The sequence below is a fragment of the Nitrospirillum iridis genome, from assembly GCF_014205765.1.
Taxonomy (GTDB): domain Bacteria; phylum Pseudomonadota; class Alphaproteobacteria; order Azospirillales; family Azospirillaceae; genus Nitrospirillum; species Nitrospirillum iridis.
In genome coordinates this window covers 20,235-41,537 of the sequence record NZ_JACIIZ010000019.1, presented here as the reverse complement: position 1 = coordinate 41,537, position 21,303 = coordinate 20,235, and the positions used below count along the sequence as shown (strand labels likewise).

Sequence of the window (21,303 nt, the reverse complement as noted above, 5' to 3'; positions counted from 1 at the left end):
AGCAGGGGTAGTTGAGAATGTCGTATGAGGCGGATGGGATTTTGGGGCGTTTCAGTGGCCTGGTAAAGAAGCCGGAGAATTCCAAGAGCTGGTTTACCATTGGGCGCAAGATCGCCCCCGCTGTCGCGATTCCCACGATATTGGGCCTGGGTGCCGTTATCTGGTTGAGCTCCGCCAAGATGCATGAGGCCATGTTGGCCCAGTCTGTGGCGTCCGAGCGGCAGGAAACGGAAATGCTGGCGCAGCAGATGAGCGCCGCCGTCCGCTTCAAACAGCAGGAGTCCATCGCCGACGCCTACAACGATCTCAGCACCCGTGCCGGCGGCAGCCTGGCGGGCGTGCGCGTGAACGACAGCGATGGCGAATCCCTGGACAGCTTCGACAGCAAGACCCTGCCGACCTACGCCATCGACAAGGACAAGGACCTGCCCAAGAAGGTCACCGAGACCAAGTCCTTCGACAAGGGTGACCATCTGATCGTTATGTCGCCGGTGAAGGCCGGCGCCAACCATGATCAAGTCGGCACGCTCATCGTGGCGTGGAGCCGCCAGGGCCTGAACGAGGCCATCGCCTCCACCGTCAAGGGGTCCCTGCTGACGGCGGTCCTGGTGCTGGCCATCCTGGTCGGCGGCTTGGCCGTGCTGCTGCACTTCCTGGTCAGCCGTCCGCTGACCACCCTGCAGACCGCCATGGGGCGCCTGGCCAGCGGTGACCTGACGGTGGATATCACCGGGACGGAGCGGGGCGACGAGATCGGCGCCATGGCCGCGTCGGTCCAGGTGTTCAAGGACAACGCCATTGAGGTGGAACGCCTGAAGAAGGTGCAGGAAGAGGCGGAGCGTGAGTCGGCGGAGGAAAAGCGCCGCACCATGAACCGTCTGGCCGACGAATTCGAAAGCACGGTCAAGGGTGTGGTGGCCCAGGTTTCCGAAGCCGCCACCCGCATGCAGTCCAGCGCCCAGACGCTGTCCGGTTCCGCCGACGAAAGCCGCAGCCAGGCCGGCGCCGTCGCCGCCGCCACGCAGCAGGCTTCGGCCAATGTGCAGTCGGTCGCCAGCGCCACCGAGGAACTGGCCGGCTCGCTGGCCGAGATCTCCAATCAGGTCAACACTTCGGCCCGCATCGCCAAGGCGGCGGCTTCCACCGCCGAAAAGACCAACGAGACCGTGCAGTCGCTGGCCTCGCGGGCGCAGAGCATCGGTGACGTGGTGAAGCTGATCAGCGACATCGCCAGCCAGACCAACCTGCTGGCGCTGAACGCCACCATCGAGGCGGCGCGCGCCGGTGAAGCCGGCAAGGGCTTCGCCGTGGTGGCCAGCGAGGTGAAGAGCTTGGCCAACCAGACGGCCAAGGCGACGGAGGAAATCTCCGCCCAGATCTCCACCATGCAGGACGCCACCCGCGACGCGGTGGACGCCATCATCATCATTTCCAAGACCATCGCCGAGATCAACGACATCTCCGACATGGTCGCCGGTGCTGTGGAGGAGCAGGACGCCGCGACGAAGGAAATCGCCCGCAACGTCCAGCAGGCCTCCATGGGCACCATGGAAGTGTCGCGCAACATCGGCTCGCTGCAGCACGCGGCCGAGGACACCGGCAAGTCGGCCAACCAGGTGCTGGGTGCGGCGACCGGCCTGGCGCAGCAGTCGGACACCCTGTCCGGCCAGGTGGACCGCTTCCTGCAGCAGGTCCGCGCCGCCTGATCCGCGCGCCGTTCCAGTAAAGCAACCCCGCAGGAGCGATCCTGCGGGGTTTTTCATAAGGGGGCTGGTTTGGCGGCTTTGCGTCATACATCGCGCGTCGTCCTCGGCGGTGCCACCGCGCTGGCCCTCATGGTTGGCCTGAGTGCGGCCCAGGCGGAGGCTGGTAGCCAGGCGCCGGTCGAGGCGCGGGTCATCCAGGCGCCGCGCCCAGTCGCTGGTGCCGATGGGCTGACGCATCTGGCTTACGAATTGACCCTCGGCAACGTCTACGACGCCACCGGCACCTTGCGCCTGCGCCGGGTCGCCGTATTCGTGGATGGGGCGACGGCGCCACTGCTCAATGTCGCTGATGCCGACGTCACCAGCCTGCTGGCGCAGATGCCGGAGGAGGTTGCCGCCGGCGCTACCCTTGCCGCAGGCAAGACGACCACGCTGTTCCTCTGGCTGACCCTGCCGGCCAAGGCGCCGGTGCCGCGGATTCTGCGGCATGTGCTGGAGTTCGAGACGGTGTCAGGTGAGCGGCAAGTGATTGATGGCGTCCGGGTGGGTGTCAACGCAACCCGGACGGTCGTTGTTGGCCCGCCGTTGCGCGCTGGGCGGTGGTTGGCGCATGAGGGGCCGGGCAATCCCCATTCCCATCACTGGGGCAGCCTCGTGGCGGCCAATGGCCGGCGCACCATTCCGCAACGCTACGCCATCGACTTTTTCGGCCTCGACCCCGCCTTCCACGCGGTGCGGACCGACCGCGAGAAGATCGATCAATCCACCGTCGCCGACTGGGCCGGCTTCGATACCGAGGTCCTCGCCGTCGCCGACGGGGTGGTGCGCGACCGGCGCGATGGCGAGCCGGACAACAAGCCACTGGCTCCCTTGGCTGCTCCCGACGATCTGACGGCGCGCACCCTTTACGGCAATTTCGTCGTGCTGGAGATCGCCCCCCATGTCTTCGTCCACTACGCCCACCTGCGCACGGGGAGTGTGACGGTGGCCGTCGGCCAACATGTCTCACGGGGGACGGTGCTGGGCCGGCTGGGGCAGTCGGGCAATGCCAACGCGCCCCATCTGCATTTCCACCTGTCCGATATCCCCACCTTCGAGGAATCCGAAGGCATTCCTTTCGTATTCGAAACGTTTGAACGTTTGGGCACGGTCAGCGTTGCGGATGTCCTGGATCCGGCGGTGCCGGTGGCTCTTAAGGGCGGACCGGCTCAACGGCGGCAACGCGAGATGCCGCTGGACGATGACGTCGTCCGCTTTCCCTGATTCGCGTCAGGCGGTGACGCCCCACAGCTTCTTGGCCTCCTCCGCGATGACCTCGGGATATTCCTCGGGAAAAAACAGCTTGGCCTGGGGCAGGCGGCGCACACCCTGGCAGTTGGCCAGGATGCCGGCCAGATAGTCGGCGCCGGCCGGGTTGAAGATGGTGTCGGCCATGCCCCAGACGATGCGGCTGGGCGCCGTCACCCGCCTCAGGTCTTTCTCGATGCCGGCCAGCGGGTTGGGCGCCAGGCCCAGGGTGTAGGCGTGCACCAGATCCCTGCGGCGCGGGCTGCTGACCAGGGGCCCCAGGTAATAATCGATGGCCTCATCCGTCGGCTGGCTCGGGTCGCTGAAGGTCATGCCGCCCAGCCCCCCGGCGCCCCGCGCCAACGCCTTGTCCCGTACCCAGGGCGCCAGCCACTGGTCGGCGTAGGTACCGGCCCGGGCCAGGTCCAGCACCGGCCGCAGGGCGGCCGGCGGGCTGTCGGGCTCGGTGTCGCAGTTGGTCAGCAGCAGGCTGCGCACCCGTTTCGGGTACCGGGTGACGAACAACTGGGCCACGGCACCGCCGCTGTCGTTGGCCACCACATCCACAATGTCGGCGCCCACCGCGTCCAGGAAGGCGGCCAGCATGGCCACCTGTGCGGCGGGCGTCACGGCCTGGTCGTCGGGCACGCGGCTGAACCCCAGGCCCAGGAAGTCCGGCGCCAGGCAGCGGCGGTGGGCCGACAGCCGCTCGATGGCGCCCCGCCACTGGAAGCTGTTCAGCGGGAAGCCGTGCAGGAACAGGGCGTCGAGGCCGCTTCCCTGATCCATATGGGCGACGTGGCCGAAGGGTGTGCCGGCATAGCGGCGCAAGGACCGGTAGGCGGCGGCATCCAGCGGCCCCGTGCCGGTCAGGGATGCGGCGCGCGACGGGGCGGCGGGTAGCGCGAGCGTGGCGGCGGCGGTCACGATTCCCTGCAGGAAACGGCGGCGGGCGATGGGTGCGGGAAGCATCTCTATCCCCTCAAGGGCCCCTCAAGGGGCAAGGTGGTTCGGATGCCTCAGGGATACGGCCGATGGTCATCGGCCCTCAATAACCGGGCAGGTCATGGTTTCTTGACCTGAGAGGTCATGGTTTTTGGCGATGGGCGCCGTATCATCAAGCCCATGTCCCCCGCCCCCGCCCCCCTGGTCACGCCCACGACCGTCCACCCGACGCACCCCACGCCACTGGGGCTGCTGCTGCGCGAATGGCGGGCGGCGCGGCGCATGAGCCAGATGGATCTGGCGCTGGAGGCCGGCGTCTCCACCCGGCACCTCAGCTGCGTGGAAACCGGCAAGGCCCAGCCCAGCCGTGAGCTGCTGGCGCGCTTGGCTGACACGCTGGACATGCCCTTGCGGGAGCGCAACGCCCTGCTGGTGGCCGCCGGCTACGCCCCGCGCTATGGCGAGAGGACCTTGACGACGCCGGAGATGGCGCCGGTGCGTCAAGCCATCGACTTCATCATCAACCAGCAGGAACCCTATCCCGCCCTGGTGATGAATCGGCGCTGGGACGTGGTGCGCATCAACCGCGCCACCGCCCGCATCGTCAGCTTGGCGCGCGGGCGCATGCCCCGGCACAACAACATCCTGCGCCAGGTGTTCGATCCGGAGGACATGCGCTCTGTCATGGGCAATTGGGAATCGCTGGCCGGCGACCTGATCCGCCACCTGCATGATGAGTTGACGGCCACGCCCCTGGACCAGGAATTGCGCCGCCTGCTGGACGATGTGCTCTCTTACCCCGGCGTGCCCGCCCGCTGGCGCTCCCGCGATCCGGATGCCTATCCCTTGCCTCTGTGCACCACGGTTTTCGCCGGCGGCGCGCTGGATGGGCAGGGCCAGCCGCTGCGCTTCTTCTCCACCATCACCACCTTCGGCACCGCCCGGGATGTGACGGTGGAGGAACTACGCATCGAGTGCATGTTTCCGGCCGATGAGCAGACGGCGGAACGCTGCCGCCAGCTGGCGGCGGAGCCCGCATAAACGAACAGCCGCAGGGGGCGCCCCCTGCGGCTGTTGAATCGAACACCGAGCGGGGAAGCGTTTACGCTTCCACCTTGCCGCCGTTGGCGGCCGACCATTCGGCCGGGGCGTGCAGGTACTTCTCCACTTCCGTCATCGTTGCGGTATCGAAATAATTGTGGTCGCGGGCCACCTTCAGCACGTCCCACCAGGTGGTCAGGGCATGCAGGGTGACGCCGATCTCCTTCATCGTCTCCACGCTCTTGGGGAAGATGCCGTAGTGGAAGACGACGAAGGCGTGCTCGCACACCGCACCCGCCTGGCGCAGGGCGTTGACGAAGCCGACCTTGCTGCCGCCGTCGGTGGTCAGGTCCTCCACCAGCAGGATCCGGTCGCCCTCGGCGAACTGGCCCTCGATCTGGGCGTTCCGGCCAAAACCCTTGGGCTTCTTGCGGATGTACTGCATGGGCAGGCCCATGCGGTCGGCCATCCAGGCGGCATAGGCGATGCCGGCCGTCTCACCACCGGCGACACCGTCGAACGCCTCGAAGCCGGCGTCGCGCATCACCGTCTGCACCGCATAGTCGATGATGGCCGACCGGGCGCGGGGGAAGCTGATGACCTTGCGGCAGTCGATATAGACCGGGCTGGCCTTGCCGGAGGTCAGGATGAAGGGCTGGGTGGCGTTGAAGTGGATCGCCTTGATGTCCAGCAGGATGCGGGCGGTCAGGCTGGCGGCGGTCTGGGCGTCGATCATCGGAGGGAGCCTCTGGCGCTTGATAAGGGAATTGGGTCGCTAATTAATCTTCGAGCAGGCGCCAGTCCAGCCGTTCGCCGGCGCGGAAGGGCAGGACAGCGTTGCTGCCGCCGGCATCCACCAGGTCGGGCACGGTGAAGCCGTCGCGCACCAGGGTGATGGTGTCGTCATTGGGCGCTAGGCCGTGGAAGCGGGGGCCGTTCAGGCTGGCGAAGGCCTCCAGCGCGTCCAGCCGGCCTTCCTCATCGAAGACCTGGGCGTACAGCTCGATGGCGCTGGCGGCGGTGTAGATGCCGGCGCAGCCGCAGCCCGTCTCCTTGGCGCTGGTGGGGTGCGGCGCGCTATCGGTGCCCAGGAAGAACCAGGGGGATCCCGAGGTGGCGGCGCGGCGCAGCGCCAGACGGTGCTTCTCGCGCTTGGCGATGGGCAGGCAATAGAGATGGGGCCGGATGCCGCCGGCGAAGATGGAGGAGCGGTTGATCATCAGGTGATGGGCGGTGATGGTGCAGGCGAGGCGCCCGCTGCTCCCATGCGCCTCGACCACGGCCACGGCTTCTTCGGTCGTGGCGTGTTCCAGCACGATCTTGAGATCGGGATAGCGGTCCATCAGGGGCAGCAGCACACGCTCGATGAACACGGCTTCGCGGTCGAAGATGTCGATGGCGGGGTCGGTCACTTCACCATGCACCAGCAGGGGCATGCCGATGTCCTGCATGCGCGCCAGCACGCCGGCCACGGTCGCCAGGTCCGTCACGCCATGGGCGGAGTTGGTGGTGGCGTGGGCGGGGTAGAGCTTCACCGCCCGGAACAGGCCTTCCTCATAGCCGGCCGCGATCTCGTCGGCGCTGCTGCCGTCCGTCAGGTAGGCGGTCATCAGCGGCTGGAAGCGATGGTCGGGGCCCAGCGCCTCCTGGATCTCCGCCTTGTAGCGCCGGGCCGCCGCCCGGTCGGTCACCGGCGGCACCAGGTTGGGCATGATGATGGCCCGGCCCATCTGCCGGGCGGAATGGGGCAGCACGGCCCGCAGCATGGCGCCGGTGCGGACGTGCAGGTGCCAGTCGTCGGGGCGGCGCAGGGTGAGGCGGGCGGCGGTGTTCGCGCTCATGGGGGCGGGGTCCGGGCAAGGTGGCGTCCGGGCGCCAGTCCTACGCGCTCAAGCGCGCCGGCTCAACCCCCGCCGGTTCAAGGCGAGGGCGCTTCGCCCATGCCCGTGGCGCGGGTGTGGCGCGGGACGGGGCAAATCGGGTATGAAGCCCCTCTTGTCCGTCTTTATCCCGAGTTCGACCCCATGGCCCTGATCACCCCCCGCACGCCGCCCGGCACGATGGAGCTGCTGCCGTCCAAGCAGATCGCCTTCCAGCGCATGCTGGACACCATCCGGCGGGGCTATGAGCGGTTCGGCTTCCTGCAGATCGAAACCCCGGTGTTCGAGACCGTGGACGTGCTGCTGACCAAGTCGGGCGGCGACACGGAAAAGCAGATCTATTTCGTGCAGTCCACGGGATCGCTGGAACAGGCCAAGCGTCCGGACATCGCCCTGCGCTTCGACCTGACCGTGCCCACCGCCCGTTATGTCGCGGAGCATGAGCACGACCTCAGCTTCCCCTTCCGCCGCTATCAGATCCAGCGCGTCTATCGGGGCGAGCGGGCGCAGAAGGGCCGCTACCGCGAATTCTACCAGTGCGACATCGACGTCATCGGCAAGGACAACCTGTCCGTCGCCTATGACGCGGAGATGCCGGCTGTCATCTACACCGTGTTCCGTGATCTGGCGCAGGTGGGCATCGCTGTCGGCCCCTTCCAGATCAACCTGTCCAACCGCAAAATCCTGCGTGGTTTCCTGGATGGCCTCGGCCTGACGGAAGGCGAGGCCCAGGCGGCCGTGCTGCGCGAGATCGACAAGCTGCCCAAGGTGGGCGTGGATTCCGTGCGCGCCACCCTGACGGGGGAGCAGGCCCTGTCGGCCGGGGTGGCGGACGCCATCCTGGCCTTCGTCGGCATCGAGGGCACGACGGACGGGATGCTGGCCCAGGGCAAGGAGCTGGCCGGGGCCAGCGCCCTGGCGCAGGAAGGCCTGAATGAGCTGACCCAGGTGGTGGCGGGTATGCGCGCCCTGGGCGTGCCGGACAGCCACTTCCGCGTCAACTTCTCCATCACCCGCGGCCTTGATTACTACACCGGCACGGTCTATGAGACCTTCCTGACCGACTTCCCGCAGATGGGCAGCGTGTGCTCCGGCGGCCGCTACGACAACCTGGCCAGCCAGTACACCAAGAGCAAGCTGCCGGGCGTGGGTATCTCCATCGGCGCCACCCGCCTGTTCTACGTGCTGGACCAGGCGGGCCTGGTGAAGGACCAGGTCAGCACCATCGACGTGCTGGTCACCCAGTTCGCGCCCGAGCTGCTGCCCGACTACCTCGCCCTGGCGGGTGAGTTGCGCACCGCCGGCCTGAACGTCGAGGTGCATCTGGAGCCGGCCAAGATCGCCAAACAGATGAAGTACGCCGACCGCGCCGGCATTCCCGTGGTGCTGATGATGGGCCCGGATGAGAAGGCCGCCGGCACCGTCACGGTGAAGCGGCTGGACAGCGGCGAGCAGGCCGCCGTGGCCCGCGCTGAGTTGGCCGCCCACCTGCGCAGCACCATCGGGCGCACCGCCTGAGGTGCCGCCGCCTACCTCGACTGGCGCCTGATCTTGTTATCGCTTGATCGAGGCCGGGATTAGGCCGTTTAGTTGAGATGGGGGTTGAGCCTGTCCCGGTGGCCTGTGACAGGCCGCCGTTGAGGGGGGGGACCGCGTACGCGGGCGATGACGACCGGCACGGACAACAGCTTGGCGACCAACGCCTTGGCGGCTGACGGCACCCTGGCCGCCCTGCGCCCGCCGGTCTCCCGACTGGCGCCGGGCGCGCGTGCCGCGACGCCCAAGCCCCCCAAGGCGCGGCGGCGGGGCACGCCGCTGTTGGTGCGCCTGCTGGGCTGGGCCACCAGCCTGGCCATCCTCGGCTGTATCGGTGGGGCCGCCTGGCTGGAGACGGAAACCTCGGGCTTCGAATCGGTGCTGCTGGCCCGCATCGGCCGCGACCTGCGCTTCTCCGTCTATCCCGGCCCGACCACGGCCGTACGCTATCCCACGGCGGGCCCGTATGACGAGCGGCTGGGCTATACCCAGATGCCCAATTTCCTGGAGCGGTTGACGGCCGGCCCCTACCGCGTCACCTCACAGGCGCGGATGTCGCCCACCCTGCTGGACTATCTGGACCTCAGCTTCTATCCGCCCTATGCCGAGAAGACGTCCGCCGGGCTGAAGGTGTTGGATCGGGGCGGCACGCCACTGTACGGCGTCAGCTTCCCGGAGCGGGTGTTCACCAGCTACGCCTCCATCCCGCCCCTGGTGGCCCAGACCCTGCTGTTCATCGAGAACCGGCATCTGCTGGATTCGGCGCACCCCAACCGCAACCCGGCGGTGGACTGGGACCGGTTCGGCCTGGCGCTGCTGCAGATCCCCCTCCAGGTGATCAACCCCGGCGCCCAGCGCATCGGCGGCAGCACCCTGGCGACGCAGACGGAGAAATACCGCCATTCCGCCGGCGGCCAGACCGCCGACGGGGTGGAGAAGCTGCGCCAGATGGCGTCGGCCAGCATGCGCGCCTACATGGATGGGCCGGACACGACGCAGACCCGCTACCGCATCCTGGTGGACTATCTGAACTCCACGCCACTGTCGGCCCGCGCCGGCATCGGCGAGATCAACGGCTTGGGCGATGGATTGTGGGCCTGGTACGGCACCGATTTCGCCACCGCCAACCGCATCCTGCGCGAACAGCCCGCGACGGAGGAGGATTTGGCCACCCAGGCGGTGGTCTACAAGCAGGTGCTGAGCCTGCTGCTGGCCCAGCGGCGGCCCTCCTTCTACCTCGCCACCAACCGCATGGCGCTGGACGCGCTGTGCAACGAGCATCTGCGGGTGCTGGAGAAGGCGGGGGTCATCAATCCAGCCCTGGCCGACGCCGCCCAGAACTTCCAGCTGCGCTTCCGGGAGGAGGTGCCCGATCCGCCCGACGTCTCCTACGTTGAGCAGAAGGCCGTCAACGCCATCCGCAACCGCCTGCTGTCCATGTTGGGCGCCCATACCCTGTACCAGCTGGACCGGCTGGACCTGACCACCGAGACGACGCTGGACCAGGCGGCGCAGGAGCGGGTGACGGGCGTGCTGAAGCGCCTGGCCGACCCGGCGGCCACGGCGGAACTGGGCCTGACCGGGGACCGGTTGCTGACCGGCGCCGACCCGGCCAAGGTGGTCTATTCCGTCACCCTCTATGAACGCGCCCCGCATGCCAACCTGGTGCGGGTGCAGGTCGACACCCTGGACCAGCCGTTGGACCTGAACGAGGGCGCCCGGCTGGACCTCGGCTCCACCGCCAAGCTGCGCACCCTGATCTCCTACCTGGAGATCATTGAGAAGCTGTACCGCGACTATCACCAGCGCGACGCGGCCTCCCTGCGTGACATCTCGGCGGCGGCGGACGACAACCTCACCCGCTGGGTGACCCAGACCCTGGCGCAGACGGGCGACCAGGGCTTGCCGGCCATGCTGGACGCGGCGATGGAGCGAACCTATTCCGCCGGCACCGGGGAGCGCTTCTTCACCGGTGGCGGCCTGCACAGCTTCAACAACTTCGAGAAGTCGGACGACCACCGCATCCTCACGGTGTCGGAGGCGCTGCGCCGCTCGGTGAACCTGGTGTTCATCCGCCTGATGCGCGACGTGGTGAACCACTATATCGCCGAGGGGCCGGCGCGGAAGGACGACGTCCTGGACGACCCGCACCATCCCGCCCGCCAAACCTATCTGGCCCAGTTCGCCGACCGGGAGGGCAGCACCTTCCTCAACCGCTTCTGGGAGGAGTACGGCGGCCTGAGCCCCGACAAGGCGTTGGAGAAGCTGGCGGCCAAGGCCGGCACGCGGGAGGAACGCCTGTCCGTCATCTACCGTTCGGTGCGGGCCAACGCCACGCCGGAGGATTTGGCGCGCTTCCTGGCGGCCCACGGCGCCATGGAGAACGACGACCGGCCCGGCGCCAAGCCCCAGCCGCTGAAGGCGGCCACCGTGGCCGCCTTGTTCGAGAAGGCCGATCCCGAGAAGTGGAGCCTGAACGATCGCGGCTATATGGCGGGCGTGCATCCGCTGGAACTGTGGCTGGTGGCCTATCTTCAGGAAAGCCCGGCGGCGCCCAAGCGCCAGATGCTGAAGGAAAGCAGCGCCCCGCGGCAGGAGAGCTACCAGTGGCTGTTCACCACCCGGTACAAGCACGCGCAGGACACGCGCATCGGCATCGTGCTGGAGGAGGAGGCTTTCGCCCGCATCCATGCCGACTGGAAGCGTTTGGGATATCCCTTTGAATCCCTGGTGCCGTCCTATGCCACCTCCATCGGCAGCTCGGGCGACCGGCCGGGGGCGCTGGCCGACCTGATGGGCATCATCGTCAACGACGGTGTCCGGCTGCCCACCGCCCGAATCACCCGCTTGCATTTCGGGTCCGGCACGCCGTATGACACGGTGGTGGGGGTGGACGACCGCCTGAAGGGCGAGCGTGTGCTGTCCCATGATCTGGTGACGGTGGTGAAGGCCCATCTGCTGGACGTGGTGCAGAACGGCACGGCGCAACGGGCCAAGGGGGCCTTCGTGGACGCCGCCGGCAACGCCTTGCCCCTGGGCGGCAAGACCGGCACGGGCGACCAGCGCTTCGACCGCTTCGGCCCCGGCGGCGTGCTGCTGGAATCACGGGTGGTGAACCGGACGGCCACCTTCGTCTTCTATGCCGGCGACCGCTTCTTCGGCGTCATCACCGCCCATGTCCACGGCCCCCAGGCCGCCAACTACCACTTCACCAGCGCCCTGCCGGCCCAGCTGCTGCGGGTGCTGGCCCCGGCGCTGCAGCCGCTGATGCTGATGCCCCCGGATGGGGAGCAAGGGTAAGGCCCCTGGGCTACAGCCCCGTATCTTCCAGGAAGGCGTCGATATCCTCCCACACCAGCCTGCGGATGGTGTCGCGTTCCATCATCAGCTCGTGCCGGGCGCCGGGATATTGGTGGAAGCGGGCGTCGGGCAGGCGGCGGGCCAGGGCGCGCAGGGCCGGGGAACGCACCACCCGGTCGCCGCCGGCAGCCAGGATCTGGATGGGCAGATCCACCCCCGACAGGGTGCTGTGGGCCAGATAGTCCATGGACCGGAAGGCCGCGGCCAGCCAGCCATAGGTGACGCCGCCCAGGCACAGGTCCGGCTGGTGCCGGCAGGCGTCCAGCGCCACCCGGAAACGGCGGGGGTCGCTGGTCAGCGGGTTCCCGTCGAAGCGTTTAGCCTCCGCCACCGGGTCGAAATCGTGCTGCCCCGGGGCATAGGCCTCCGCCCGGCCACGGCGGCACGCCAGGGTGGCGATCAGCGCCGCGGCGCGGTTGGGCAGGGGGGCGGTGTTGATCTCCAGCATGGCGGCGCACAGGATCAGGGCTTTAAGCCGCGGCACCTCCATCGCCGTGTCGCACTCCAGCACGTGGCGCAGCATCAGGTGGCCGCCCATGCTGTGGGCGAAGGCGACGACGTTTCCCGTGGGCGGACAGAGCGCCGCCATGATCGCGTCCAGATCGTCCAGATAGGTGCCGAAATCGTCGATGTGGCCCATCTGGCGGTTGTCCAGCGGGCGGGAGGACAGGCCCTGGCCCCGCCAGTCGAAGGAGACGACGCGCCAGCCGCGGGCGGCCCACTCCCCCGCCTGTTCGGCGTACTTTTCCATGAATTCGCTGCGGCCATTGACCAGCAAACAGGTGCCGCGCCGGCAGGTGTCGGTCCCCTGCCAGCTTCCCAGGCGCAGGCGTGCGCCATCGGGGCGGTCCAGATAGCGGAAGGCCCAGCCGGGGCCGGCGGCCGTCCGCTCCCACCCGGCAGGTGTTTCGACTGCGTTGTCCATGACGGCGACCGTTCCCAAGCCGATATACCCGGTTGTCGTTGTTCCGCATTGTCCGCGTGATTCGGGATGCCGATCAAGACTGGGCAGGCAAATCCCGGACACGTTTTGTCAGATTAGTGCCGGCTTTTCCATGCGTGCTATGCGCTGGCTCACATCGCCCGGGATCCCGGGCGGGAACGCCGCTGAAAAGCGGCTTGCCGGCCTGGTCAGCCCCCCGTCGCGCGGAAGGGGCGCATGTGCGCATGGGGGCTTTGCAGCGGGAGGCGTTAAAGCCTATATCCGGACGCAACGGATAGCCGTTAGCCTTGCATGCCCACTTTTTAAGTGCCCCTTACTCTATCGAGTATCGACTGAAGGCCGTCGCCGATGAAGCTCCTGCGCCACTATGAAGATGCCCCCGCCGACGTGCGCGGCGCCGTGGTGGCCCTGGGCAACTTCGACGGCGTGCATCTGGGGCACCAGGCCGTCATCGGCCAGGCGCGGGCCTTGGCGGCCGATCTGGGCCGTCCGTCCGCCGTGCTGACGTTCGAGCCGCATCCGCGCAGCGTCTTCCGCCCCGACGACCCGCCCTTTCGCCTGACGCCCCTGCGCATCAAGACCCATCTGGTCGAAGCGCTGGGCGTGGATCTGCTGGTGGTGCTGCACTTCGACGCCGCGCTGTCGCACATGACGGCGGAGGAGTTCGTGGACAAGGTCCTGGTGCGGGGCCTGGGCGCGCATCACGTGGTGGCGGGGTACGACTTCCTGTTCGGCCACAACCGGGGCGGCGACATGGCCTTGCTGCGCGCCCTGGGCGTCCGGCACGGCTTCGGCGTGACCGAGGCGCGGCCGGTGGCCGACAGCGCCGGTGAGCCCTATTCCTCGACGGCCGTGCGCCGCCACCTGCAGGAAGGCCGTCCCCTGGCGGCAGCCCGGATCCTGGGGCATCCCTTCGAGATCGAAGGGCGGGTGGAACATGGCGACAAGCGGGGCCGCACCATCGGCTTCCCCACCGCCAACATTGAGGTCCACGACTATCTGCGCCCGCGCTTCGGCGTCTATGCCATGCGCGCCGGCGTGGATGAGGGCGCCCACACCGTTTGGCATGACGGTGTGGCCAATCTGGGCCGCCGGCCCACTGTGGGCGGCCTGGTTGAGCGGCTGGAAGCCCACCTGTTCGATTTCGATGAGGACCTCTACGGCCGCCATGTCCGTGTGCAATTGCTGGACTTCATCCGGCCGGAGATGAAGTTCGAAAGTTTCCAGGCGCTGAAGGACCAGATCATCCAGGATTCGGCCGAGGCTCGGCGCCGTCTGGCGCTGTTGCCCGCGGTATGACCCTGTCCTCGCGCTTCAGCTTGACCCGCCGGGGCCGGCTGCTAACATCCGCCCCCATGTTGCCAACGCGCCAGATCAGGGTCATGGACCTGCGAATTATCGACCCGGTCTCCTGAGGGGGGCCGGGACCCGGGGCGCGCTCGCGTACCGCCACCACCACACTCCCGCCGGCCTTACCCCCGGGGCGCCCGCATGCGCGTCCGGGGCAGGGCCGCCATCCGAACACCGGATTTCTGACCCGCCATGACCCGCGATCTTAAAGACACCGTTTTCCTGCCGCGCACCGATTTCCCCATGCGCGGCGGCCTGCCGAAGAAGGAGCCGGAGTTGCTGGCCCACTGGGCGGCCATCGACCTTTACGGCAAGCTGCGCCAGGATGGCGCGGACCGGCAGCCCTTCGTGCTGCACGACGGCCCGCCGTACGCCAACGGCAACATCCACATCGGCCACGCGGTCAACAAGATCCTCAAGGACGTGGTGATCCGCAGCCAGCAGATGCAGGGCCGCAACGCCGTCTACGTCCCCGGCTGGGACTGCCACGGCCTGCCCATCGAGTGGAAGATCGAAGAGAAGTACCGCAAGGCCGGCAAGGACAAGGACGAGGTGCCGGTCCTGCAGTTCCGCGCCGAATGCCGCAACTTCGCCGCCGAATGGGTGGGCATCCAGGCGGGTGAGTTCCGCCGCCTGGGTGTGGAGGGTGATTGGCAGAATCCCTATCTGACCATGGCTTTCGACGCCGAATCCGCCATCGTCCGCGAGATCCACAAGTTCCTGCTGAATGGCGGCCTGTACAAGGGCGCCAAGCCGGTGATGTGGTCGGTGGTGGAAAAGACCGCCCTGGCCGAGGCGGAGGTCGAGTACCAGGACGTGACCTCCCCCATGATCTGGGTGCGCTTCCCCGTGGTGACGGCGCCCACGCCCGCGTTGAACGGTGCCGCCGTCGTCATCTGGACGACCACGCCCTGGACCATGCCGGGCAACCGCGCGGTCGCCTATGGCGAGGACATCGCCTACGCCGTCTACACCGTGACCGAGGTTCAGGAGGGCTCGCTGGCCAAGGTGGGTGAAAAGCTCATCCTGGCCCAGCCGCTGGCCGAGGGCGTGGCGGCATCGGCCAAGGCGACGTTCGAGAAGGGGACGGACGTCACCGCCGCCGACCTCAACGGCGCCATCCTGGCCCATCCCTTCCGCGGCCATCTGGACGCCAACGGCGGCTATGACTATGCGGTGCCGCTGCTGCCGGGCGACCATGTCACCTCCGACGCCGGTACCGGCTTCGTCCACACCGCCCCCGGCCATGGTGCCGAGGACTTCGACCTGGGTCGCAAGTTCGGGCTTGAGGTGCCGCAGACCGTGGACGCGGACGGCAGCTACTATGCCCACGTGCCGCTGTTCGCCGGCGCCCGTGTCTACACGCCCGAGGGCAAGCCGGGCGACGCCAACGGCAAGTCCATCAGCGCGCTGATCGCCCAAGGGGCCCTGTTGGCCAAGGGCAACCTGAAGCACAGCTATCCGCACAGCTGGCGGTCCAAGGCGCCGCTGATCTTTCGCACCACGCCGCAGTGGTTCATCTCCATGGACACCAACGACCTGCGGGCGCGGGCGCTGGCCGCCATCGATGAGACGCGGTGGGTGCCGCCGCAGGGCCGGAACCGCATCCACGCCATGGTGGAAAGCCGCCCCGACTGGTGCATCAGCCGGCAGCGCGCCTGGGGCGTGCCCATCGCCCTGTTCCTGTCCAAGGCGGATGGCCAGCCGCTGAAGGACCAAGCGGTGCTGAACCGCATCGCCACCTTCTTCGAGACCGAAGGGGCGGACGCCTGGTACAGCCGGCCTGCCGCCGACTTCCTGGGCCCGGATTATAATCCCGCCGACTATGACCAGGTATTCGACATCGTCGACGTCTGGTTCGAATCGGGCTCCACCCACGCCTTCGTGCTGGAGCGGCGCAACGACCTGTCGTCGCCCGCCGACCTTTACCTGGAAGGGTCGGACCAGCACCGCGGCTGGTTCCACTCCTCGCTGCTGGAAAGCTGCGGCACGCGCGGCCGCGCGCCCTTCAAGGCGGTGCTGACCCACGGCTTCGCCCTGGATGAGCAGGGCCGCAAGATGTCCAAGTCCCTGGGCAACGTGGTGGCGCCGCAGCAGGTGATGGAGGAATACGGCGCCGACATCCTGCGCCTGTGGGTCGTCGGCTCCGACTATTCCGAAGACCTGAAGGTCGGCAAGGAGATCCTGAAGAGCAACGCCGATCTCTACCGCCGCCTGCGCAACACCCTGCGCTATCTGCTGGGCGCCCTTGCCGACTTCACGGCCGCCGAGCGGGTGGAACCGGCCGCCATGCCGGACCTGGAGCGCTGGGTGCTGCACCGCCTGGCGGAGATGGACGCCATCGTGCGCCAGTCCACCAAGGACTATGACCTGCACCGCCTGATCACCGAGCTGCACAATTTCTGCGCGGTCGACCTGTCGGCCTTCTACTTCGACGTCCGCAAGGACAGCCTGTACTGCGATGCGCCCACCAGCGACCGCCGCCGCGCCGTGCGCACGGTGCTGGAGCAGCTGTTCCTGACCCTGACCGCCTGGCTGGCCCCCATCCTCTGCTTCACGGCGGAGGAGGCCTGGCTGGCCTTCCGGGCGGAGGGTGACGACGCCCGCCGCGCCGCCTTGGCCGAAAGCGTCCACCTGCGCCAGTTCCCCGACATCCCGTCCGCCTGGCGGGATGAGGACCTGGCCGCCCGCTGGGCGGTGGTGCGCGACGTGCGCCGCGTGGTGACGGGTGCCCTGGAACTGAAGCGCGCCGACAAGACCATCGGCTCCTCCCTGCAGGCCCATCCGACGGTGTACGTGCAGGACACCCACCGGGCGGCCCTGGCTGGGCTGGACCTGGCGGAGATCAGCATCACCTCGGGCATCACCGTGACGGTGGGCCCGGCGCCGGAGGGCGCGTTCACCCTGGCCGACGTGGCTGGCGTGGGTGTGGTGTTCGGCCCGGCCGAAGGCGAGAAGTGCGAGCGCTGCTGGCGCGTCCTGCCGGAGGTGCCGGCAGCGGCCGAGGGGGTGGAGCAGCTGTGCCACCGCTGTGATGACGCCGTTGGTCCCGCTGGGGGCCACCAAGCATGAGCATGCTGACCCGTATGTTGGGGCGGTTCGGCATCCCGGGTTTGCTGGCGGCGATCCTGGTGCTGGCCCTCGACCAGGCCAGCAAGGCCGCCATCCTGGACCGCTTCACCCAGGCGGGCGACGGCGTGATCCTGCTGCCCTTCTTCAATCTGGTGCTGGTGTGGAACCATGGCGTCAGCTTCGGCCTGTTTAATCAGGGCGGCGCGACGGGCACCGTCATGTTGATCGTGTTAGCCCTGGTGATCACCGCCGCCATGGCGGTGTGGATGCGCCGTGCCAGCCGCCTGATCGAGGCGGTCTGCGCCGGCATGGTGATAGGCGGGGCGTTGGGGAACGTGATCGACCGGCTGCGCCTGGGCGCCGTCGTTGATTTTCTGGACTTCCACATCGCGGCATGGCATTGGCCGGCATTCAACGTTGCCGATAGCGGCATCGTTGTCGGCATGCTGGTGCTGGTCGTGGATGGGCTGTTCGTCAAGCCCGCGACGCGGTAGGGTGTCGGCCATCACGGGTGATGGTCGGGTCTCCCGGTTGGGAACGGTTTTGGTTTCGGGTCAGGTTCACGGGGTCCCGCTATCGCGGGGCTCACATTCGACGGACGAGGATATGGGCGAGAATTCTAAGGTGTTTAGCGCGCGGCTGATGCTCGCGGCGGCCGGTTTGGCAGCCCTGACGGGGTGTGACAGCCTGGACTACCTGTTCGGCGGGTCGCGGCCGACCCCCGACGAGTTCCGCGTGCTGGCGCGCGCGCCGCTGGAGGTGCCGCCCGATTTCAACCTGCGTCCGCCGCAGCCCGGCAGCCCCCGCCCGCAGGAAATCGTCAAGGAGACGCGGGCCACCAGCACCGTCTTCGGCGCCGCCACCACCGAGGCGACGGCCGTGGCCTCGGCCACCGCCAACCAGAGCAAGGGCGAGGCCGCCCTGGTGGCCAAGGCCGGCGCCGACCAGGCCGACCCCCAGATCCGCAAGATCGTGGACAAGGAGTGGCCGGGCGTGGTCGTGGGCGACCGCAGCTTCCTGGACAGCCTGATGTTCTGGAAGGGCGACAGCGCGCCGAAGGACAACGCGCCGGTCCTCAACCGCGACAGCAGCTCCGCCGGCGCCCGCTAAGCGTTCGACAGGCCTCAAGGCCCGGACGGGATTGCCTCCCGCCCGGGCTTTTTGCCATGGGCGCCCCGGTTTCAGGAAAAGCGGGGGAGGCGCGCGCCCATCCCGACGTCTAGCTTCCCATGGACACCCGGCCCGCCCATGATATTCCTTTTGGGGAATGGGGCGGCTTGACGTGGGGAGTGGCGGGGCCTTGGGCGTCTTCCGGCGGCCTTCATGGCGGGTGCGCATCGCTATCCTGACGCTTGCCCTCGGGCTTTCGCCGGCGGTTCCCGTCGCCGCCCGCGTCTTCGATCCGGAAAGCTTCACCCTGTCCAACGGGCTGCAGGTGGTGGTGGTGCCCAACCACCGGGCGCCGGTCGTCACCCAGATGCTGTTCTACAAGGTGGGCGCGGCTGATGACCCGGCGGGCAAGTCAGGCCTGGCCCATTATCTGGAACATCTGATGTTCCGCGGCACCGCCGCCGTGCCCTCCGGCGGCTTCTCCCGCCAGGTGGCCCGCGATGGCGGGGTGGAGAACGCCTACACCAATCAGGATCAGACCGCCTTTTTCCAGACCATCGCCCGTGACCGCCTGCCCCTGGTCCTGGCGCTGGAGGCTGACCGCATGGCCCACCTGCGCATCCGTCCGGAGACGGCCGCGCCGGAACTGGCGGTGGTGCTGAACGAACGGCGGCAGAGGACGGAGGCGAACCCCGCCGCCCGCCTGCGTGAAGAGGTGGAGGCCGCCTTGTTCGCGACCTATCCCTACCGCCGCCCCGTTGTGGGCCGGGCCGACGAGGTGTCCACCCTGACGCCGGCGGATGCCCGCGACTTTTACCGAACCTGGTACGCGCCCAACAACGCCGTGCTGGTGGTGGCGGGGGATGTCACCGCCGCGCGGTTGCGTCCCCTGGTCGAGGCCACTTTCGGCCGCGTTCCCGCCCGCCCGGTGCCGGATCGCCGGGCCGCGCGGGGGGCGCCGCCGCCGCCGGGTGGGGACGCGAAGCGCATAGAGATGAAGGACGGCCAGGTGCGCCAGCCGGCGCTGAGCCGGGTGTGGATCGCCCCCTCCCACGGCTGGGCGCCCGGCGCGGTGAACGACCCGACCCAGGTCTACGCGCTGGAGGTGTTGCAGACCATCCTGGGCGGTGGGGCCACCGGCCGCCTCTACCAGGCGCTGGTGGTGCGCCAGCGCCTGGCGGCGGGTGTCAGCGTGGACTACCAGGCCGATGTGCTGGGCCCCGGCCAGTTCAGCCTGGGCGTGGTGCCGGGCCCCGACGTGGCCCTGGCCGACGTCGAGGCCGGCCTGAACGTGGAGATCGCCCGCCTGCTGCATGACGGGGTGGGCGAGGCGGACGTGGCGGGGGCCATCCAGCGCCTGCGGGTGGGCGCCCTTTATGCCCGTGACAGCCTGCAGGGGCCCGCTTCGGAATTCGGCGTGGCACTGACCACTGGCCAGACGGTCGCGGATGTGGAGGCCTGGCCCGAGCGCATCGCCGCCGTGACGGTGGCCGACGTGAACCGGGCGCTGCGCACCCTGATGGGGGCGGGCCCCGGGAGCGGGGCCTCGGTCATTGCCGTGATGGTGCCCGATCCGGACGCGGCGGCGCCGGAGGAGTCCCTGGAGGATATCGCGGCGACCGGGGCGGCCGGGATGGCGGGGGCGATTCGATGAGGGCGGCGTTGATCCGCCGGCTGGTCATTGCGCTGGCCTTGCTGTTGGCCGCGCTGCCGGCGGCGGCCGCGACGGTCGCCGGGGAATCGTTGGTGCAACGCGTGGTCAGCCCCGGGGGCATAGAGGTCTGGCTGGTGCGCGACAGCAAGAACCCCATCATCGCGCTGAACTGGTCCTTTCGGGGCGGGGCGGCCACCGATCCCCCCGATCGCCTGGGCCTGGCCGCGATGACGGCCGGCCTGCTGGATGAGGGGGCGGGCGATCTGGACGCCGTGGCCTTCCAGGGCCGGCTGGCCGATCGCTCCATCGGCCTGGCCTTCACCGCCAGCCGCGACTGGCTTTCCGGCGCGCTGCTGACCCTGCGCGACAACCGGGAGGAGGCGTTCGCCCTGGCCCGGTTGGCCCTGGTGGCGCCCCGCTTCGACGCCGACGCCGTGGCCCGTATCCGCGGCCAGTTCCAGGTGGCCGTGACGCGGCAGGAGGCGGATCCGGTGACCGCCGCCTACCATGCCCTGGCCCGCGAGCTGTTTTCCGACCACCCCTACGGCCGGCCCCTGCGCGGCACGCCCGACACCCTGGCGGCTATCACGCCCGATGACCTGCGAGGCTTCGCCGCCCGGCGGCTGGCCCGCGACGGCTTGCTGGTGACGGCGGCCGGCGACATCTCCCCGGCGGAGCTGGCGACGGCGGTGGACGGGATTTTCGGCGATTTGCCGGCGGCCGGCGCCCCCGTCGCCATTCCCGATCGCGTGCCCGCCGCCCATGGGCAACGTCAGGCCCTGCCCTGGCCCGGAGAGCAGAGTCTGTTCGTGTTGGCGGCGGCGGGGGTGGCGCCGGATGACCCCGACTGGCCTGCCGCCCTGGTGCTGGCCCACATCCTGGGTGGGGACGGGCTGGAATCCCGCCTGGTCGCGGCGGTACGCGACCAGCGCGGGCTGGCTTACGATGTGCAATGCAATTTGCAATCATACCGGCACGCGAATCTGTTGGTGGTCAACGGCTCCACGGCCAATCGCACCGTGCCCGAGGCCCTCGACCTGGTGCGCCGGACCCTGGCGGATGTGGCGGCGCGGGGGGTGACGGCCCGGGAACTGCGCGACGCCCAGGCCTTCCTGATCGGTTCCTTTCCCCTGCAATTCACCAGCAACCGGGCCATCGCCGCCTTGTTGCTGGACATCCGCCGCGATGGCTTTCCCGCCGCCTACCTGGATCACCGGGCGACCGCCCTGCGCCACGTGACGCGCGGTGCGGTTCAGCGGGTGGCGGCGCGCTTGCTGCGGCCCGAGGGCATGGCGACCGTGGTGGTTGGGGGTGCTGGCGTCCCGCAATGATGCGATATGCAAGGCTTGTTGACAGCTCGCTGCCGCAACCGCTGGCATGGGAGTTGCTGAACGGTCCCTGACCGCGATCAGGCTGTTG

At 68.7% G+C, this 21,303-nt stretch carries 15 protein-coding genes; 11 read left to right on the top strand and 4 right to left on the bottom strand.

Annotated features, from left to right (window positions below):
• Window positions 1–191 precede the first annotated feature (191 nt).
• Both FHS74_RS31035 and FHS74_RS26200 read left to right on the top strand, forming a co-directional pair.
• Window positions 192–1,706: a methyl-accepting chemotaxis protein gene (locus tag FHS74_RS31035; RefSeq protein ID WP_281384700.1), complete on the top strand. Its 1,515-nt coding sequence runs from the start codon at window positions 192–194 to the stop codon at window positions 1,704–1,706.
• Window positions 1,707–1,775: 69 nt separating this feature from the next.
• Window positions 1,776–2,969 carry a M23 family metallopeptidase gene (locus tag FHS74_RS26200; protein WP_184807212.1) on the top strand — a complete coding sequence of 398 codons (1,194 nt, stop codon included), beginning with the start codon at window positions 1,776–1,778 and terminating at the stop codon, window positions 2,967–2,969.
• A 6-nt stretch (window positions 2,970–2,975) separates the two neighbouring features.
• On the opposite strand, the gene FHS74_RS26195 is transcribed toward FHS74_RS26200, so the two are convergent.
• Window positions 2,976–3,965, bottom strand: a complete 990-nt coding sequence (locus tag FHS74_RS26195) for an alpha/beta fold hydrolase (protein WP_184807211.1) — start codon at window positions 3,963–3,965, stop codon at window positions 2,976–2,978.
• 117 nt (window positions 3,966–4,082) lie between these two features.
• Between FHS74_RS26195 and FHS74_RS26190 the strand changes: the two genes are divergently transcribed.
• Window positions 4,083–4,979: a helix-turn-helix domain-containing protein gene (locus tag FHS74_RS26190; RefSeq protein WP_246463382.1), complete on the top strand. Its 897-nt coding sequence runs from the start codon at window positions 4,083–4,085 to the stop codon at window positions 4,977–4,979.
• A 61-nt stretch (window positions 4,980–5,040) separates the two neighbouring features.
• On the opposite strand, the gene FHS74_RS26185 is transcribed toward FHS74_RS26190, so the two are convergent.
• Together FHS74_RS26185 and pyrC are read right to left on the bottom strand one after the other, a co-directional pair.
• Window positions 5,041–5,715: an orotate phosphoribosyltransferase gene (locus tag FHS74_RS26185; protein WP_184807210.1), complete on the bottom strand. Its 675-nt coding sequence runs from the start codon at window positions 5,713–5,715 to the stop codon at window positions 5,041–5,043.
• A gap of 43 nt (window positions 5,716–5,758) precedes the next feature.
• Window positions 5,759–6,820 (bottom strand): dihydroorotase, encoded by a 1,062-nt coding sequence (gene pyrC, locus FHS74_RS26180; RefSeq protein ID WP_184807209.1) that lies wholly within the window; start codon window positions 6,818–6,820, stop codon window positions 5,759–5,761.
• A 99-nt stretch (window positions 6,821–6,919) separates the two neighbouring features.
• On the opposite strand from pyrC, the gene hisS reads away from it, so the two are divergent.
• Window positions 6,920–8,377 (top strand): histidine--tRNA ligase, encoded by a 1,458-nt coding sequence (gene hisS / locus FHS74_RS26175; protein WP_246463381.1) that lies wholly within the window; start codon window positions 6,920–6,922, stop codon window positions 8,375–8,377.
• 147 nt (window positions 8,378–8,524) lie between these two features.
• Entirely contained in the window at window positions 8,525–11,695 is a 3,171-nt protein-coding gene (locus FHS74_RS26170) for a transglycosylase domain-containing protein (RefSeq protein ID WP_246463380.1), read from the top strand.
• 10 nt (window positions 11,696–11,705) lie between these two features.
• Here FHS74_RS26170 and FHS74_RS26165 read toward each other — a convergent pair whose 3' ends face one another.
• The gene (locus tag FHS74_RS26165; RefSeq protein ID WP_184807208.1) at window positions 11,706–12,680 is read right to left on the bottom strand and encodes an alpha/beta fold hydrolase; all 975 of its coding nucleotides are present in this window, start codon (window positions 12,678–12,680) and stop codon (window positions 11,706–11,708) included.
• Between the two features lie 366 nt (window positions 12,681–13,046).
• On the opposite strand from FHS74_RS26165, the gene FHS74_RS26160 reads away from it, so the two are divergent.
• The 6 genes from FHS74_RS26160 to FHS74_RS26135 all read left to right on the top strand — a co-directional run bounded on the left by FHS74_RS26160 (window position 13,047) and on the right by FHS74_RS26135 (window position 21,215).
• Window positions 13,047–13,997 (top strand): bifunctional riboflavin kinase/FAD synthetase, encoded by a 951-nt coding sequence (locus FHS74_RS26160; RefSeq protein ID WP_184807207.1) that lies wholly within the window; start codon window positions 13,047–13,049, stop codon window positions 13,995–13,997.
• A gap of 243 nt (window positions 13,998–14,240) precedes the next feature.
• Window positions 14,241–17,120 carry an isoleucine--tRNA ligase gene (ileS, locus tag FHS74_RS26155; RefSeq protein ID WP_184807206.1) on the top strand — a complete coding sequence of 960 codons (2,880 nt, stop codon included), beginning with the start codon at window positions 14,241–14,243 and terminating at the stop codon, window positions 17,118–17,120.
• Window positions 17,117–17,614, top strand: coding sequence for a signal peptidase II (gene lspA, locus FHS74_RS26150; protein WP_184807205.1), 498 nt, complete (start codon window positions 17,117–17,119; stop codon window positions 17,612–17,614). Before ileS ends, lspA begins: the two co-directional genes overlap by 4 nt.
• Before the next feature lie 112 nt (window positions 17,615–17,726).
• Complete coding sequence (locus tag FHS74_RS26145; protein ID WP_184807204.1) at window positions 17,727–18,230, top strand: DUF3035 domain-containing protein; 504 nt, start codon at window positions 17,727–17,729, stop codon at window positions 18,228–18,230.
• Between the two features lie 220 nt (window positions 18,231–18,450).
• Window positions 18,451–19,884 (top strand): M16 family metallopeptidase, encoded by a 1,434-nt coding sequence (locus FHS74_RS26140; protein WP_343067041.1) that lies wholly within the window; start codon window positions 18,451–18,453, stop codon window positions 19,882–19,884.
• Entirely contained in the window at window positions 19,881–21,215 is a 1,335-nt protein-coding gene (locus tag FHS74_RS26135) for a M16 family metallopeptidase (RefSeq protein ID WP_184807202.1), read from the top strand. The genes FHS74_RS26140 and FHS74_RS26135 overlap by 4 nt, the downstream gene beginning before the upstream one ends.
• Window positions 21,216–21,303: the final 88 nt, after the last annotated feature.

Bases quoted from the DNA above. Each gene is read 5' to 3' on its own strand.
- FHS74_RS26195 (WP_184807211.1), bottom strand. From the start codon at position 3,965: ATGCTTCCCGCACCCATCGCCCGCCGCCGTTTCCTGCAGGGAATCGTG.
- FHS74_RS26135 (WP_184807202.1), top strand. From the start codon at position 19,881: ATGAGGGCGGCGTTGATCCGCCGGCTGGTCATTGCGCTGGCCTTGCTG.
- FHS74_RS26185 (WP_184807210.1), bottom strand. From the start codon at position 5,715: ATGATCGACGCCCAGACCGCCGCCAGCCTGACCGCCCGCATCCTGCTG.
- FHS74_RS26165 (WP_184807208.1), bottom strand. From the start codon at position 12,680: ATGGACAACGCAGTCGAAACACCTGCCGGGTGGGAGCGGACGGCCGCC.
- pyrC (WP_184807209.1), bottom strand. From the start codon at position 6,820: ATGAGCGCGAACACCGCCGCCCGCCTCACCCTGCGCCGCCCCGACGAC.
- FHS74_RS26145 (WP_184807204.1), top strand. From the start codon at position 17,727: ATGGGCGAGAATTCTAAGGTGTTTAGCGCGCGGCTGATGCTCGCGGCG.
- FHS74_RS31035 (WP_281384700.1), top strand. From the start codon at position 192: ATGTTGGCCCAGTCTGTGGCGTCCGAGCGGCAGGAAACGGAAATGCTG.
- hisS (WP_246463381.1), top strand. From the start codon at position 6,920: ATGCCCGTGGCGCGGGTGTGGCGCGGGACGGGGCAAATCGGGTATGAA.
- lspA (WP_184807205.1), top strand. From the start codon at position 17,117: ATGAGCATGCTGACCCGTATGTTGGGGCGGTTCGGCATCCCGGGTTTG.
- FHS74_RS26170 (WP_246463380.1), top strand. From the start codon at position 8,525: ATGACGACCGGCACGGACAACAGCTTGGCGACCAACGCCTTGGCGGCT.
- FHS74_RS26190 (WP_246463382.1), top strand. From the start codon at position 4,083: ATGGTTTTTGGCGATGGGCGCCGTATCATCAAGCCCATGTCCCCCGCC.
- ileS (WP_184807206.1), top strand. From the start codon at position 14,241: ATGACCCGCGATCTTAAAGACACCGTTTTCCTGCCGCGCACCGATTTC.
- FHS74_RS26160 (WP_184807207.1), top strand. From the start codon at position 13,047: ATGAAGCTCCTGCGCCACTATGAAGATGCCCCCGCCGACGTGCGCGGC.